Source organism: Bacillus sp. AP8, assembly GCF_000321185.1.
Taxonomy (GTDB): domain Bacteria; phylum Bacillota; class Bacilli; order Bacillales; family DSM-1321; genus Bacillus_AD; species Bacillus_AD massilioanorexius.
On sequence record NZ_CAPG01000038.1, the window covers coordinates 70,330 to 86,230 of the forward strand.

Below are 15,901 nucleotides of genomic sequence, written 5' to 3' on the forward strand. Positions count from 1 at the left end.
CACCCTTATAAGCCTCTCTGGACTTCTTTTTAAAAGGTGAACCTTATTCTGTTTTTTCTTCAAACATATCCTTTGGTGTCTCTGCACCAGGTAATACTAAGTTTAAGATAACTCCGACGATTGCTGCTAAAGCCATTCCTGAAAGTGAGAATTGTTCTCCAATTTGTATGAATGCTCCACCAATTCCTAATACTAAGATAACTGAAGCGATAATTAAGTTTCTATTTTTACCAAAGTCTACTTTATTATCAATTAACATACGAAGACCACTTGATGCAATAATCCCGAATAGAAGGATTGAGATACCACCCATTACAGCTTGTGGAATCGAATTAATTAATGCTGAAATCTTTCCTACGAATCCAAACATGATGGCAATTGTTGCCGCTCCTCCAATTACATACACACTGAAAGCACGTGTAATCGCTAATACTCCAATGTTTTCACCATAAGATGTAAGTGGTGGACCTCCAATGAATGAACCAATAATAATTCCTGTTCCATCACCTAAAATCGAGCGGTGAAGACCTGGTTTTTTAATAAAGTTTCTTCCTACTACCTTACTTAAAACTAGCTGATGTCCAATATGTTCAGACAGTGTTACTACTGCAACTGGAATCATTACTATCGCAATTTCCCAACTTATAACTGGATCATAGTTCACAAAAGGTACCATGAATTGTGGTACTTCAAACCAAGGAGCTGCCTTGACACCATCAAAATCGACAATTCCTACTGCAATCGCAGTTAAATATCCTGCGATAATACCAATTAATATAGGAATAATTTTTAAAAATCCTTTTAAGAATACTGATGCAATAATCGTAATTGCCAAGGTAACAAGTGCTACACTAAAATGTGTTAAACTATACTCTTGATCTGGTGTACCAAAATTTTTATACATGGCCATCCCTGCAGCCGTTCCCGCTAAACCTAATCCAATAACCATGATAACTGGACCAACTACTACTGGTGGTAAAATTTTAAATAACCAATTGACACCGGCTTTTTTTATAATGAGTGCGATAATTCCATAAACAATCCCCGCAAGGAAACAACCAAACATAACCGATTCTGGACCGCCCAAACTTTTTGCTAGACCAATAGGTGCAATAAACGCAAAGGATGAACCTAAGTATGCTGGTATTTGCCCCTTCGTAATTAATAAATAAGCTAAAGTTCCTAAACCACTTGATACTAATGCAACAGCGGGACTTAAACCTGTCAAAAACGGTACAAGCACCGTTGCCCCAAACATTGCGAATACGTGCTGAATGCTAAGCGTTAACCATTGAAACGGCTTTGGCACTTCCTCTACATCTAAAACTCTGTCTCTTACTTGTTGTTCCATTTTGTATTCCTCCCCACCTTGTTATAAAACAAAAGCCCTCGTCTAAACGAGGGCTTTAAGGGCAGAATGACATACTAGTTTTCTATAATACAGAATGACTAGCAGCTTCTTCCCTTTGTTAGCCTCGCAGGACTATCATTAAAAGGGTATCTCTATTTATCAAAAATACTTACTTTATCTAAACCATCCACTTCAGTTAAACTGACTGTAATCTTTTCCGCTAATGATGTCGGAACATTTTTCCCAACATAATCAGCTCTAATCGGAAGTTCTCTATGTCCTCTATCAACAAGTACACCTAATTGTATTTGTGAAGGTCTACCTAAATCAACTAGTGCGTCCATCGCAGCTCGAACTGTTCTTCCTGTATACAAAACATCATCAACCAATATAACCTTCTTATTGGTAATATCAATTGGTATATTAGATCCTTTAACAAAAGGTTCACCATCATGATTCTTCTTGCTTAAATCATCTCGGTAAAGTGTAATATCAAGTTCCCCAACTTGAATCGCTTTACCCTCAATTTGTTCAATTTTTTCGGCTAGTCTATTGGCGATAAAAATTCCTCTTGTTTTAATACCAACTAGCACACATTCTTCAATACCTTTGTTTTTCTCAATAATTTCATGAGCAATCCTTGTGAGTGCTCTTCTTATCGCTTGCTCATCTAGTACGACAGCTTTTTCATTCACTATGTACGGCACCCCTATCTTAAAATAAAGTAGGTAACGAAATAAAAAATCCTCTTGCCCGATGCAAGAGGATTTGGCCATACCAATTTACAACATTCTATAAAGAATGTATTAGGTTATTCCGTTTCCTTCTCAGTCTCTCGGGACTGTTTTAAAGGCTCTTATTTAACTGTAATTATAATACTATCTAAATATTATATTGTCAATGCTCTTTTCTTAATTTCGACAATAGATTTGTGAAGTATTCTGGTAGTGGGGCATTAAATTCTAGATATTCCTTTGTTCGTGGATGGATAAATCCTAAAACACCTGCATGTAGAGCTTGTCCGCCAAGATCTAATGTCTTTTTCGGACCGTATTTAGGATCACCTGCAAGCGGATAACCAATATATTTCATATGAACACGAATTTGATGAGTTCTTCCTGTTTCTAACTGACATTCCACCAATGTGAAATTTTTAAAAGTTTCCACTACTTCAAAATGTGTCACAGCATGCTTTCCATCTGGTACAACTGTCATACTTTGACGATCTTGCTTATCTCTGCCTATAGGCGCATCGATTGTACCGTGATTATGTTGAATGACCCCATGAACAATCGCTTTATACTTTCTTGTCACTGTCTTATCAACTAATTGCTGAACAAGTCCTTCATGAGCCAAGTCATTTTTCGCTACCATTAGAAGACCTGATGTATCCTTGTCAATTCGATGTACAATACCTGGGCGCATTACACCATTAATACCAGAAAGATCTTTACAATGTGCCATTAATCCATTCACTAAGGTACCACTTGTGTGACCTGGCGCTGGATGCACGACCATTCCCTTAGGCTTATTAACAACTAGAACATCCTCATCCTCATAATAAATGTCTAAATCCATTTCTTCTGCTTGAATGTCGAGCTCTACTGGAGGTGGAATAGTAATCGTCACTTGATCATTAATTTGACACTTATAATTTGTCTTAACCGTTTTACCATTGACTAAAACATGACCATCCTTCATTAACAATTGCACTTGTGTACGAGAAAGATCTTCATTTTTAGATGAAAGAAATTTATCGAGACGTTCTCCTTTACTTTCTTCATCTATGATGTACGAAACATTATCCATTCTTTTTCTCCTTCATTAATTTTTCTTCAAAAAACATAAAAATCATCAATAAAATAACACCAATTGTCAAAGCCGAATCAGCTACATTAAAAACAGGAAAATCATAACCAAAAATATTAGTATCGACAAAATCAACTACTTCTTTTCTAAATAAGCGATCGATAAAGTTGCCAATTGCTCCACCAAGCATTAATGCTAGTGATGTTCCTAACAACATATGAGTTTTACCCATTTTTTGAATATAATATACTAACACAACGATTACGATCACTGTAATTATGTAGAACAACCACATTTTCCCTGCTAATATTCCCCAAGCAGCACCTGTATTACGATGTGAGGTAATATTTAAGAAATTATTGATAACTTGTATACTATCGCCTATTTCCATAGTCTTATCAATGATAACTTTTGTTATTTGATCTAATGCAATAACCAAAAGAGCTATTAAATAATAAATCACAGTAATCCCCCAACTTCTTAATTAGTAATGATAAATAGAATTGTAGCATATTGCGAAAGTGAAAAAAAGCGAGTGGCCTAACAAATAAGCCAGCTCGCTTTGAAGTATTACATATTATATGCTTCTTTTACAACTGATGCACATCGAGGACATAAAGTTGGATGGTCACTATCTTGACCTATACTTTCTGTCACATTCCAACAACGCTCACACGTTTCTCCTTCTGCTTTAGAGATTACGATGGCACAATGCTCAAATTTAGTTGCATCCGCAGGAGCTTCTGATAGTTCTCCAGCGATTTCAAATTGAGACACGATGAAAAGTTGTTCAAAACTTTCTTTAATTGTCTCTAAGAATACTTTTGTATCTTGATCAACGTACATCGAAACTTTTGCATTTAACGATTTACCAATAACTTTTGCATTACGCGCTTCTTCTAATGCTTTTAAAACATCATCACGGATGAGCATAAATTTGCTCCATTTTTCTTCAAGCTCTGCTTCGTTTGGAAGTGATTGATATGTTGGCATATCTGTAAGCTGAACACTTTCTTCCTCCACATTCGGAATGTACGGCCAAACCTCATCAGCTGTATGTGATAGAATTGGTGATACAAGTTTTGTTAATGAAACAAGAACTTCATACAGAACGGTTTGAATAGCTCTTCTTTGATCTTTATTTGGTGCTTCACAGTATAAAATATCTTTTGCGTAATCTAAGTAGAATGCACTTAAATCTAACGTACAGAAATTGTTGATATTATGATAAATAACTGCGAATTCATATTCATCATAGGCATTTCTAACATTTTTAATTAATTTATTTAGCTTCACTAACATGTATTGATCTACTTCAGCTAATTCTTCGTATTTTAATGAATCAACTTTAGGATCAAAACCATCTAATGTTCCTAATAAGAAACGGAATGTATTACGGATCTTACGATATACCTCAGCTACTTGTTTCAAGATAGCATCCGATACACGAACATCAGCCTGATAATCAACAGAAGCAACCCATAATCGAAGGATATCTGCTCCTAATTGATTCATAACTTTTGATGGAAGAATTGTATTTCCTAATGATTTACTCATTTTACGTCCTTCTCCATCTAAAGCAAATCCATGGCTTAGTACACCTTTATATGGAGCCTTACCAGTCACTGCTACTGCAGTTGACAAAGAAGAGTTAAACCAACCACGATATTGGTCAGAACCTTCTAGATATAAATCAGCTGGTCTTACTAAATCCTCACGCTCTTCAAGAACAGCTTGGTGTGAAGAACCTGAATCGAACCAAACATCCATAATGTCTGTTTCTTTTGTGAAAACGCCATTTGGACTTGCTTCATGAGTAAAGCCTTCAGGCAATAAATCTTTTGCCTCACGTTCAAACCAAACATTTGAACCATGTTCACGGAAAAGGTTAGAAACATGATCAATTGTCTCATCAGTGATAATCGGCTCACCATTTTCTCCATAAAATACTGGAATTGGAACACCCCAAGCTCTTTGACGAGAAATACACCAATCACCACGATCACGAACCATATTAAATAAACGAGTTTCACCCCATGCAGGGTACCATTTAGTTTCTTTAATAGCTGTTAGAAGCTCATCACGGAAATCATGAATAGAAGCAAACCATTGAGCTGTCGCACGGAAGATTGTTGGCTTCTTTGTTCTCCAATCATGCGGGTACGAGTGAGTAATGAATGAAAGCTTTAATAAGGCGCCCTTTTCTTCTAGAGCTTCACCAATTGCTTTATTTGCATTTTCATAGAACATACCTTCAAATCCAGGTGCTTCTTCTGTCATATGTCCTTTTTCGTCAACTGGGCATAAAGTTTTTAGTTTGTATTTTTGGCTGACAATAAAGTCATCTTCCCCATGTCCAGGAGCTGTATGAACGCAACCAGTACCTGCATCTGTTGTTACGTGCTCACCCAACATAACTAATGAATCACGATCGTATAATGGGTGCTTCGCAATAATATATTCCAATTCTCTACCTTTAACCGTTTTAACAACTGTTGCTTCTTCCCAACCAATTGTTTCTTTAACAGCTGAAAGCAAGTCTTTCGCTACAACATATTTATTTCCTTCTACCTCAACTACAACGTAATCAAGTTGTGGATGAACAGAAATACCAAGGTTTGCTGGAATTGTCCAAGGAGTTGTTGTCCAAATGATAAATTTAGTTCCTTCCTCGAGTACTCCTTTACCATCTGTTACATCAAATGCTACGTAAATTGAAGCAGACTTCTTATCTTTGTATTCAATTTCAGCTTCAGCAAGTGCAGATTCACTTGATGGTGACCAGTTAACAGGCTTTAAACCTTTGTAAATGTAGCCTTTCTTAGCCATTTCACCAAATACTTTAATTTGCTGTGCTTCATATGCTGGCTTTAAAGTGATATATGGATTTTCCCAATCACCACGTACACCAAGACGTTTAAATTGTTCTCGTTGACGATTAATTTGCTCATAAGCATATTCTTCACAAAGCTTACGGAAAGCAGCTACAGTCATTTCTTTACGGTTTACTTTACCGCTTTTCGTTAAAGCTGTTTCAATTGGTAGACCATGTGTATCCCATCCAGGCACATAAGGTGCATTAAATCCACTCATTGATTTATAACGAACGATAAAATCTTTTAAGATTTTGTTTAAGGCATGACCCATATGAATATCTCCATTTGCATATGGAGGGCCATCATGTAAAACGAACATAGGGCGTCCTTTTGTACGATCTTGAACTTTTTTATAAATGTCCATTTCTTCCCATGTTTTTTGCATATCAGGTTCTCTTTTTGGTAAATTTCCACGCATTGGAAATTCTGTTTTTGGCATTAATAAAGTATCTTTGTATTCCATCTCTACTACCTCCTAAAATTAATAAGCAGATTTGTTATGATTACATTTTGTACAAAAAAATCATTTGTTAACAAAGTAACCATTAGTCTATAGCGCTTATCCTTTTGCAAAGCACAAAAAAGCCTTCTCATCCCCAAAAGGGACGAGAAGACTTGTTCCCGCGGTACCACCCTAGTAAATGTTAAATAATTAACATCCGCTCTACATTCTTAACGCGAACTACACGCTTAAACTACTACAAATCAATATTTCATCTAAGAACTCCAGGGTGATCTTCAGATTCTTCACTTACGTCGGGCTTTCACCATCCCCGATTCGCTATAGTGTAAGTGTACGAAGAAACTTACTGTCCCTATCAACGTTTAAAATATAATCTTGTTGGAATTATAAACGATAACTAAAGGAATAGTCAATATTACAACTACTCATCTTTTAATAAAACATCAGTCGCATCATTTTCAAACTCCATTAAATGATCCCAATCTTCATTTTTTATTAAATCTAACTGTGCTTCAACAAGCATTGTAAATCGTGTTCGAAATACTTTTGCTTGTTTTTTTAGTTCTTCTATTTCCATAGCTATTTTTCTTGCTTTAGAAAGCGATTCATTTACAATACGATCCGCATTTTTTTCTGCTTCTTTAATAATAAGTTTTGATTCTTTTTGCGCATTTCTCTTTACTTCTTCCGCTGCTTCTTGAGCAATAAGAATCGATTTATTCAACGTTTCTTCTATATTATTATAATGACCTAATTTTTCATGAACATTTAAAAGTTTCTCTTCTAAGTTCTTCTTCTCACGTAAAACTAGTTCATAATCCTTCATTACCTGCTCAAGAAATTCATTGACTTCGTCTTCATCATAACCACGAAATCCTTTATTAAAACTTTTATTATGTATATCAAGCGGCGTTAATGGCATTGGTACACCTCCGTTATTATTAAAATCGTTTATATTCTTTAACTATTATTCTACGTTTCGACAGCCTTTTTGTAAATCCTGCAAATATTACAATTATTTTTGCCTTCCGTATTCTATTCTCCATTTATCTTTCTTTGTCTTTCCATCAATAGCCATAATTCGATATCTTCCCAATCCTCTTACAGAAATTATATCTCCCTGCTGACATTCAAAGTCACTTTTTTCAGTAAGTGTGTGATTAATCTTCACTTTACTGCCTAAGATTAAAGCCTGGGCTTTACTACGAGAAATATTCGCAACTGTAGAAATTACATTATCGAGTCGCATTGAGGTACAAGTGGTAGTAGCTAGTTGCCATTCATTAGAGACAGTAACAATCTCCTTAAGCTCTTTACGAACTAAGACTACAGAGGCTTGTCCTATTTTCGTCATATTCATTTCAATATAATCGCTAATTTCATTAGCAACAATTAATTGAGTAGCTTGCTCTGATATAAGAATGTCACCAAACTTTTCTCTTTTTATTCCTAATGACATTAATGTACCCAAAATTTGTTGATGACGTAATTCATGAAATTTTTTATTATAAGAGACATCGAATAATGTTAGCTGAAAATCTTCTTCATTTGCTTCATAATAATCCGGAAATAGAAAAGCTCTCTTCCTTTCAGCATTTTCGTATCCACCAAAGAACACATAGTTGCATTCATTACTGTGACTTCCAATTACAGCTGCTAAAATTTGTTGCTCTCTAGGATCTAGAAAAGATGTTAATTTTGGCGAATAATACGTTTCAACATTATCTTTCCACTGCAAAACCGTGTCTATAAAAACTCTTTCTTCATCGCGAAAATGTTGATATATACTCATGATATTTCCTTTCTAACATTCAACTCGCAGCACATTACATTATGTACATACAAGTAAAAAAGACTAACTCAACAAATTCTAGGTTTGGTTTGTTGGTTAGTCTTTCTCAACCCTTATAAAAACATCTTAAATACTTCAACCAAACCTATTGAAGCAAAATTCAACGTAATGATCGCTACGATTGGTGAAAAGTCAATCATTCCAAGTGGTGGAATAAAACGTCTAAACACTTCCAAGTATGGCTCACAAATACGAGCTAAAAATTGTCCAATGACTGATTCACGCGCACCAGGAAACCATGACATTAATATATACACAATTAGTGCGTATGAGTATATTCTTACAATTTGAAGTATAACCGTTAATACTAAACCCATTCATTTACCACCTTAAATCTTCATTCTCTTCTTGAAGTATACCAGAAATCGTTCCAGATACATCAACATTATCAGGAGTACAAATAAATATATTTGTGCCTATTTTTTGTATATCTCCACCAATAGCATACACCGTACCACTTAGGAAATCTACTATTCGTTTCGCTTGATCATGAGCAATTCTTTGCAAATTCACAACTACAGCCTTACGAGATTTCAGATGATCCGCAATTTCTTGTGCTTCTGCATATGCTCTTGGCTCCATCAAGATAACTTTTGACGTTTTTTGAACACTTTGCAAACTAACTACATTTTGTGCTGTCGAATTTGAAGTATGCTGTGCTTTTGATGATTTTATAGGGATTTCAGTTTCTCTTTCTTCTTCGACTGCTTCTTCTCTATATTCATATTCATCTTCAAGCGCAAAAAATGATTTAAATTTTGAACCAATTGACATTTTATTTCCTCCCCTTAAGAATCTTCACCGACTAGTGCAGTTCCTATACGAATAAATGTTGAGCCTTCTTCGATCGCAATTTCATAATCATTTGACATACCCATTGACAATTCATTACATGGTACGTTTTCCAATTGAAGCTGTATAACTTGTTGTTGTAATTCTTTCATTTTTTTGAAACAGCTTCTAAGTACAGAAGTATCTTCTGTGAATGGAGCCATTGTCATTAAACCTACTACTTTAATGTGATCTAACTGCTCTTTTTTAAGATCTTTGATAAATGGAACAACCTCATCTGGTGCAAGACCGTGCTTTGATTCTTCTCCAGAGGCATTGACTTGCACAAAACAATTTATCGGTTTACTTGCTCTTTTATGTATTTCTTTAGCAAGAGAAAGCCTGTCCAAGGAATGAATATAGTCAACTCGATTGACAACATCTTTTACTTTTCTTGTTTGAAGCGAACCAATAAAATGCCATTTCGGACCTTGTTCTAAAGCTTCTTGTTTTTGAACAAGACCTTCCAATCTATTCTCACCTAAATCGAGAACTCCCGCATTAAAAGCTTCTTGTGCCCTTTCAGATGAAACATATTTTGTAACAGCAATAATCTTTATATCTTCAATTTTTCTACCGCTTTTTTCACAAGCTTGTTTTATATTTTCTCGAATGACATTCAAGTTATCTATGACTTTCACTTTAAAGAAGATCCTCCTTCCATCCAATATAGCTCATTAATCTTCCCGTTTTTCCACCATCTCTTCTATAGGAAAAAAACTCGAGTTCGTCACATGATGTACATAAATTCGTAATGGCTATATGCTTCACCCCAGCTCTTAATAACAATTGCTGGTTTAGCTTTTTTAAATCTAATCGGTATTGACCTTTACTAATTAAATTATATGGTTTTTTACTGACATCTTCCACTGTTTTATCGACTTGTTCTATTACTTTATCGTCAACAATATAGCAATTTTGACAAATTGATGGTCCGATAATAACAAAAATATCCTCTATAGGAACTCCTTCAGCTTGCCACTTCTGAACCATTTCAAGGGCAATCCCAGCAACGGAACCCTTCCAGCCTGCGTGTACAACACCAATATAGTGTTGTTTTGGAGCATAAAAATAGATTGGAACACAGTCCGCATAACAAAGCGTTAATAGAATGCCCTCTTCCGTTGTATATAAGCCGTCTGTATCTTTTATAGAAGTAGAATAGTCATAAGACCCTAAGCCTCTATCCTTCTTTGTCACACGTCTAATATTTGTTTTGTGGGTTTGTTCAGCTGCTACCCAATGATCTAATGGGAAATTGATTCGTTCTGCAAGTATTGCCTTATTTTTCACAACACTCTGTTGTTCATCTCCAACATGAAAACCTAAATTTAAAGATTGATAATCCCCTATACTAATTCCACCATTTTTGGTTGTAAAACCAACAATAAGATTTTTATCTATATTTGACCATTCTTTTATTGAAAAGAACTGTTTCTCTTGTTTTATAAATATTTCACCCATAACGACAATCCTTTTTCATTTTTCTATTGAATTTCAAATAACATGATTATTTTTTATCATTTTATCATATATGCTCTTGCCTCACCTAGAGGTATTGTTATAATTCCTCTTTTTCTCCATTTATGGTTGTTAATGTGACATATTCGACAAAAATAATGTCTTTCCCTATCTTCTTAATTTTTCTCCATGGGATAATGATTTCTTCTTCTCTTTGAAAAAAAGTCATCCATTTTCCATTTGGAGTAACAATGATTGCATTTATTTGTCCAGTAACCAAATCTATATCTAAATCCTGTAATGTACCGAGTTTTTTCCCATCTGAAAGATTTATAATGTCCTTCAACTGAAATTCTGATATTCTCTCCATTTGAAAAAACCCCCCTGAGCATTTTTTACAATATATGAAGTCACACAAGTGAAAATGAATTTAAAAAAGCCACTCACTCTACAATATTCAAAGAATATCCTAGAGTGAGTAGCTTTAGGTAATAATTAATACTAGTGCTGAATATTTTTATTCATTTGTTTAATCGCTGCCTTCTCCAAGCGAGAAACTTGAGCTTGTGAAATTCCAATTTCATCCGCAACTTCCATTTGTGTTTTTCCTTGGAAGAATCTTTTCCGAATAATCATTTTTTCACGCTCATTTAACCTTCTCATCCCTTCTTTTAAGGCAATTTCATCAATCCATGAAGTATCCTTGTTCTTCTCATCACTTAATTGATCCACAACATAAATTGGATCGCCCCCGTCATTATAAATCGGCTCAAATAAACTAACTGGATCCTGTATGGCATCAAGCGCAAAAACAATATCTTCATGCGGAACATCTAATACTTTTGCAATTTCCTCAGCAGTTGGTTCACGGGATGTTTGACTCATCAATTTTTCTTTTACCTGCAAAGCTTTGTAGGCGATATCACGTAAAGAACGTGAAACACGAATCGGATTGTTATCTCTTAAATACCTTCTTATTTCACCAATAATCATCGGTACAGCATATGTTGAAAATTTAACATTTTGACCTAAATCAAAATTATCGATTGATTTCATTAATCCAATACACCCTACTTGAAACAAGTCATCGACATATTCTCCTCTATTGTTAAATCGTTGAATAACACTTAACACAAGTCTCAAGTTGCCATTAACGAGTGTTTCTCTTGCAGTGAGATCTCCTGCTTGCAATTCTTTAAACAGTTTCCGCATTTCTTCATTCTTCAAAACCGGTAACTTCGATGTATCTACACCACATATTTCAACTTTATTTCGAGACAAAATATCTCCCTCCTTACAGGGGTGCTGTACAAAATTCAGTATCTCCCTGCAAGGAAAAAATATGCACAATGGCCATTAACAAAAATATTGAAATGAAGGGTATATTTTTCCGAAAAAATGAGAATGGCCAGACTCAGAAAGAGCGTAAGCCACTACCTATCTTATCTACTATAGAACTCTTCCTCATACTTAAAAAACATGCTTATAATCATATTTCCATCCATTCATCTTTCCTCGGGAGAGTGATTAGCCAAAACAGTCAATTCCCCAACAAAAGTCTCACCGATTTTCATCCTATTTTATTAAAATCAATCGAAATTTTGAAAGTTTTTTTCTAACAGATTATTGTAATGAAATAAGTTGGTAGTAGCGGCTAATACAGGAACAGCACAATGTGCAGATGATACTCACTGTGTACGGAAAGATAGTATCCTTATGGAGCAGAATTCGACTCAGCCTCTATTTACAAATTTGTTCCGTCGATATAGTATTCCAAAAAAACTTTATCAAAGAAACCAAAAATAAAAATCGGTAGAGAATATGTCACAATCTCTGCCGATTTTTATTTGATTACACCATTTTATTGAATTCTTTACGTAATCTTTTTATAATTCTTTTCTCTAATCTAGATATATAGGATTGTGATATTCCAAGCATATCTGCTACATCTTTTTGTGTTTTTTCTTCCTCTCCCATTAATCCGAAGCGCAACTCCATAATTTGCTTTTCTCGATCCGATAATTGATACAGCGCTTTTGTAAGGAGCTTACGATCAATGTTCGCTTCTAAATCTTTCGTTATAATATCATCCTCTGTTCCTAAAACATCTGATAGCAATAATTCATTTCCATCCCAGTCAATATTAAGCGGCTCATCAAAAGATACTTCAGAGCGAATTTTGTTATTCCTTCTTAAAAACATAAGAATTTCATTTTCAATACAACGGGATGCATATGTAGCTAATTTTATTTTTTTCTCCGGATTAAACGTATTAACTGCTTTTATTAATCCAATTGTCCCAATACTAATTAAATCCTCTATATTAATACCTGTATTTTCAAATTTTCGTGCAATATATACAACTAAACGTAAGTTTCTTTCGATAAGAATTGTTCTCGCCGCTTGATCACCATTAGGAAGCTTATGAATTAATACCTCTTCTTCTTCTTTTGTTAAGGGCGGAGGTAATGCTTCACTACCACCAATGTAATAAATTTCATCCGTTTTTAATCCCAATTTTATTCTTAATTTATACCAATAATATGTTAATTTAAAAAACCATCTTTTCACCAAAAAATCCTCCTTCTAAAATACTAAAATGAGAGTATAGTGTTATTAAGAGACATTTTGATTTTGCAATGAAATCATCATTCTTGGATGAACAATACAATGATATTGCCCATCGTGGGATAATGTTTGTAAAGTTAAGCCAACTAACCCTTTCTCTACTAAGCCTTTTTGATTACCTTGAACGATTTGTATCCAATCCGGCCGAAATGCCACCATTAATTGCTGCTCATTACCTACTACTTTATATGGAATTACTCTCAGACGCTCTCCCCAAGAGCAATACAAATGACTCGATAAAAATTCCTCAGATGCGGAATCGATTACCAACTTTACAACATCCTCAGGAATTTCCTTTAAAAAGTTTGATATAGAAAATATCATAACGGGGATATTAGTAATTGGCTCATATAAGGCATTACCAGTATCAATCAATCCTTTACATGAGATTGTATGATCTTTTATCTTTATCATGACGTCAACAATTTCTTTATGTAATACTTGATCCATTTCCATATCACTAAACACTTTCTTCGAATAAATCCATGCTAGAGGAAAACCAATCATAACAAATAACCAGCTTACCGGATCTCCATAGCTTTTGGTCGTATAAAAAAACCCTGTATCCTCCGCTATAAATTTATATGCAAACAAGAAATGAATACCTATTAATATTCCGCCTGATAAAAAAGTAATCATATAAAACGTTAAAACAGACTTTAAAAAGAGCTTCAATCTTACATAGCCAAAAACAATCCAAACCATTAATAAAGAACATAAAATTTTCACTATAACAGAATTACCTAAGTAATAATAAGGTGAAAAAGAAAATACAATTAGAAGAGAACCTAATAAACCACCCAAAAAAATTCGTTTATAGGTTACTTTTCGTTTTAAAAGTATAGAAGTCCAATAGAGAAGCAAACAATCAAAGCAGCCATTTAATAACACAATCAAGTCCAAATACGCAACCAAACGTCACCCTCCAATTGGAAATGTTCTGTTGATTGAAGTATAACTCATCTCATTTGGAAAAGTATGTCACTTTATGAGCAATAAAAAGGAGTTTTTTTTTAGATTTTTGTCGGATAAATTACAATAGATAGAAATACTCTTCGAATCAATCTTTTGAATAAAAAATACAGAAATCTAACCATCTATCAGAAGATCAAAATGCTCCTTGTTTGTTGTGTGAACCAGGAGGTCTCTATTCATTTCCAAAGATTTTTTAACATTTGGATATCAGAAAGTAGTAATGATAGATTGAATTCTACTTCAGGATGTTTGCTTTCCGCGGTGCTTTGCGCTCCAATCAACCATCCTTTTATCAATTGATTTTTTTACCAAAACTATAAATTAACAATCTTTTAGAAAACAGACTTTCCAAAAGAATGAGCCAACAGACGTTATATAACGTAACTGTTAGCTCATTTTCGTACCAATTTCACTAGAAGCTTTTTCTAAATAAATAAATAAAGAGACTGGGTAAAAAGTCGTCAATTGACGAAACTTTTGACCCAGCCTCTTTTTAAGACTTCTTTTATTTTCTATTACGATTACGTAAAAAAGTAGGAATATCTAAAGCGTCGTCAGAAACCGAAGTTGGAATTCTCGTTGTTTCCGTAGACTCCACTCTTGAATGCCTCACTTTTTCTGTATTATGGTTGATTGTTGGTCTTGTTTGACCAAGAGTTGGATTATTTGTTTTTGGTTGGATAGCAGCTTCATTAAAGCCTGTTGCAATAACAGTTACAACTATTTCGTCTTTTAAATTCTCGTTAATCACAGAACCAAAAATCATATTTACTTCTTGATCAGAAGCAGTTGCCACAATGTCAGCCGCCTCTTGAACCTCAAATAAGCTTAAGTTAGTGCCACCTGTAATGTTCATTAGCACTCCTTGAGCTCCATCAATTGAAGTTTCAAGTAACGGTGAAGAAATAGCTTTTTTAGCCGCTTCAGCCGCTCTATTTTCTCCAGAAGCAACACCGATTCCCATTAATGCAGAACCTTTGTTACTCATTATTGTTTTCACATCTGCAAAGTCTAAATTGATTAATCCAGGTACAGCAATTAAATCTGAGATACCTTGTACACCTTGACGAAGAACATTATCCGCCTCACGGAATGCTTCTAACATTGGTGTATTTTTATCTACGATTTCTAACAAGCGATCGTTTGGTATAACAATTAACGTATCAACGGACTCTTTCATTGAAGAAATACCACCTTGTGCTTGAGTGGATCTCTTACGACCTTCAAAAGTAAATGGTCTTGTTACTACACCAACAGTTAATGCTCCAAGCTCACGAGCGATATTTGCAATAACTGGTGCTGCACCTGTTCCAGTACCGCCGCCCATACCAGCAGTAACGAATACCATATCCGCACCACGTAGTGCTTCTTCAATTTGCTCTCTGCTTTCTTCAGCTGCTTTTTTTCCTACTTCAGGATTCGCACCTGCTCCTAAACCTCTTGTTAATTTTCCACCAATTTGCATTTTCACTTCTGCTTTTGATAGATTAAGCGCTTGTGCATCTGTATTAACTGCAATAAAATCTACACCTTGTACACCATGCTCAATCATTCTATTAACAGCGTTGTTACCGCCTCCACCAACGCCAATTACTTTTATCGTTGCTAATGCATCTAAATTAGACTCAAACTCTAACATGTTAATCCTCCTAGTC

General features: G+C 34.7%; 16 protein-coding genes and 1 other annotated feature. All 16 genes read right to left on the reverse strand.

Annotated elements, in window-relative coordinates; all coding sequences use genetic code 11:
* Positions 1 to 43: 43 nt before the first annotated feature.
* The gene (locus BN349_RS11080; RefSeq protein ID WP_019242380.1) at positions 44 to 1,351 is read right to left on the reverse strand and encodes a solute carrier family 23 protein; all 1,308 of its coding nucleotides are present in this window, start codon (positions 1,349 to 1,351) and stop codon (positions 44 to 46) included.
* 152 nt (positions 1,352 to 1,503) lie between these two features.
* Complete coding sequence (gene pyrR, locus BN349_RS11085; RefSeq protein ID WP_019242381.1) at positions 1,504 to 2,046, reverse strand: bifunctional pyr operon transcriptional regulator/uracil phosphoribosyltransferase PyrR; 543 nt, start codon at positions 2,044 to 2,046, stop codon at positions 1,504 to 1,506.
* A 202-nt stretch (positions 2,047 to 2,248) separates the two neighbouring features.
* A complete protein-coding gene (locus BN349_RS11090; protein ID WP_019242382.1) occupies positions 2,249 to 3,160 on the reverse strand; it encodes an RluA family pseudouridine synthase in 912 nt (303 codons plus the stop codon).
* Positions 3,153 to 3,623, reverse strand: coding sequence for a signal peptidase II (gene lspA, locus BN349_RS11095; protein ID WP_019242383.1), 471 nt, complete (start codon positions 3,621 to 3,623; stop codon positions 3,153 to 3,155). Before lspA ends, BN349_RS11090 begins: the two co-directional genes overlap by 8 nt.
* 107 nt (positions 3,624 to 3,730) lie before the next feature.
* Positions 3,731 to 6,499 (reverse strand): isoleucine--tRNA ligase, encoded by a 2,769-nt coding sequence (ileS, locus tag BN349_RS11100; RefSeq protein ID WP_019242384.1) that lies wholly within the window; start codon positions 6,497 to 6,499, stop codon positions 3,731 to 3,733.
* A 135-nt stretch (positions 6,500 to 6,634) separates the two neighbouring features.
* Positions 6,635 to 6,867, reverse strand: a binding site (T-box leader).
* Between the two features lie 53 nt (positions 6,868 to 6,920).
* On the reverse strand, positions 6,921 to 7,421 hold the full coding sequence (locus tag BN349_RS11105; protein ID WP_019242385.1) for a DivIVA domain-containing protein: 501 nt from the start codon (positions 7,419 to 7,421) through the stop codon (positions 6,921 to 6,923).
* Positions 7,422 to 7,514: 93 nt separating this feature from the next.
* On the reverse strand, positions 7,515 to 8,291 hold the full coding sequence (locus tag BN349_RS11110) for a YlmH family RNA-binding protein (protein WP_019242386.1): 777 nt from the start codon (positions 8,289 to 8,291) through the stop codon (positions 7,515 to 7,517).
* A gap of 113 nt (positions 8,292 to 8,404) precedes the next feature.
* Entirely contained in the window at positions 8,405 to 8,668 is a 264-nt protein-coding gene (locus BN349_RS11115) for a YggT family protein (protein WP_019242387.1), read from the reverse strand.
* A gap of 4 nt (positions 8,669 to 8,672) precedes the next feature.
* A complete protein-coding gene (locus BN349_RS11120; protein WP_019242388.1) occupies positions 8,673 to 9,125 on the reverse strand; it encodes a cell division protein SepF in 453 nt (150 codons plus the stop codon).
* Positions 9,126 to 9,139: 14 nt separating this feature from the next.
* On the reverse strand, positions 9,140 to 9,823 hold the full coding sequence (locus BN349_RS11125) for a YggS family pyridoxal phosphate-dependent enzyme (protein WP_019242389.1): 684 nt from the start codon (positions 9,821 to 9,823) through the stop codon (positions 9,140 to 9,142).
* Between the two features lies 1 nt (position 9,824).
* Positions 9,825 to 10,646: a peptidoglycan editing factor PgeF gene (gene pgeF, locus BN349_RS11130; protein ID WP_019242390.1), complete on the reverse strand. Its 822-nt coding sequence runs from the start codon at positions 10,644 to 10,646 to the stop codon at positions 9,825 to 9,827.
* A 97-nt stretch (positions 10,647 to 10,743) separates the two neighbouring features.
* Positions 10,744 to 11,013 carry a YlmC/YmxH family sporulation protein gene (locus BN349_RS11135; protein WP_019242391.1) on the reverse strand — a complete coding sequence of 90 codons (270 nt, stop codon included), beginning with the start codon at positions 11,011 to 11,013 and terminating at the stop codon, positions 10,744 to 10,746.
* A gap of 131 nt (positions 11,014 to 11,144) precedes the next feature.
* Entirely contained in the window at positions 11,145 to 11,924 is a 780-nt protein-coding gene (sigG, locus tag BN349_RS11140) for an RNA polymerase sporulation sigma factor SigG (RefSeq protein ID WP_019242392.1), read from the reverse strand.
* 570 nt (positions 11,925 to 12,494) lie between these two features.
* Positions 12,495 to 13,214: an RNA polymerase sporulation sigma factor SigE gene (gene sigE, locus BN349_RS11150; RefSeq protein WP_019242394.1), complete on the reverse strand. Its 720-nt coding sequence runs from the start codon at positions 13,212 to 13,214 to the stop codon at positions 12,495 to 12,497.
* A 45-nt stretch (positions 13,215 to 13,259) separates the two neighbouring features.
* The gene (gene spoIIGA, locus BN349_RS11155) at positions 13,260 to 14,186 is read right to left on the reverse strand and encodes a sigma-E processing peptidase SpoIIGA (RefSeq protein ID WP_019242395.1); all 927 of its coding nucleotides are present in this window, start codon (positions 14,184 to 14,186) and stop codon (positions 13,260 to 13,262) included.
* A gap of 565 nt (positions 14,187 to 14,751) precedes the next feature.
* Complete coding sequence (gene ftsZ / locus BN349_RS11160; RefSeq protein WP_019242396.1) at positions 14,752 to 15,885, reverse strand: cell division protein FtsZ; 1,134 nt, start codon at positions 15,883 to 15,885, stop codon at positions 14,752 to 14,754.
* Between the last annotated feature and the right edge of the window lie 16 nt (positions 15,886 to 15,901).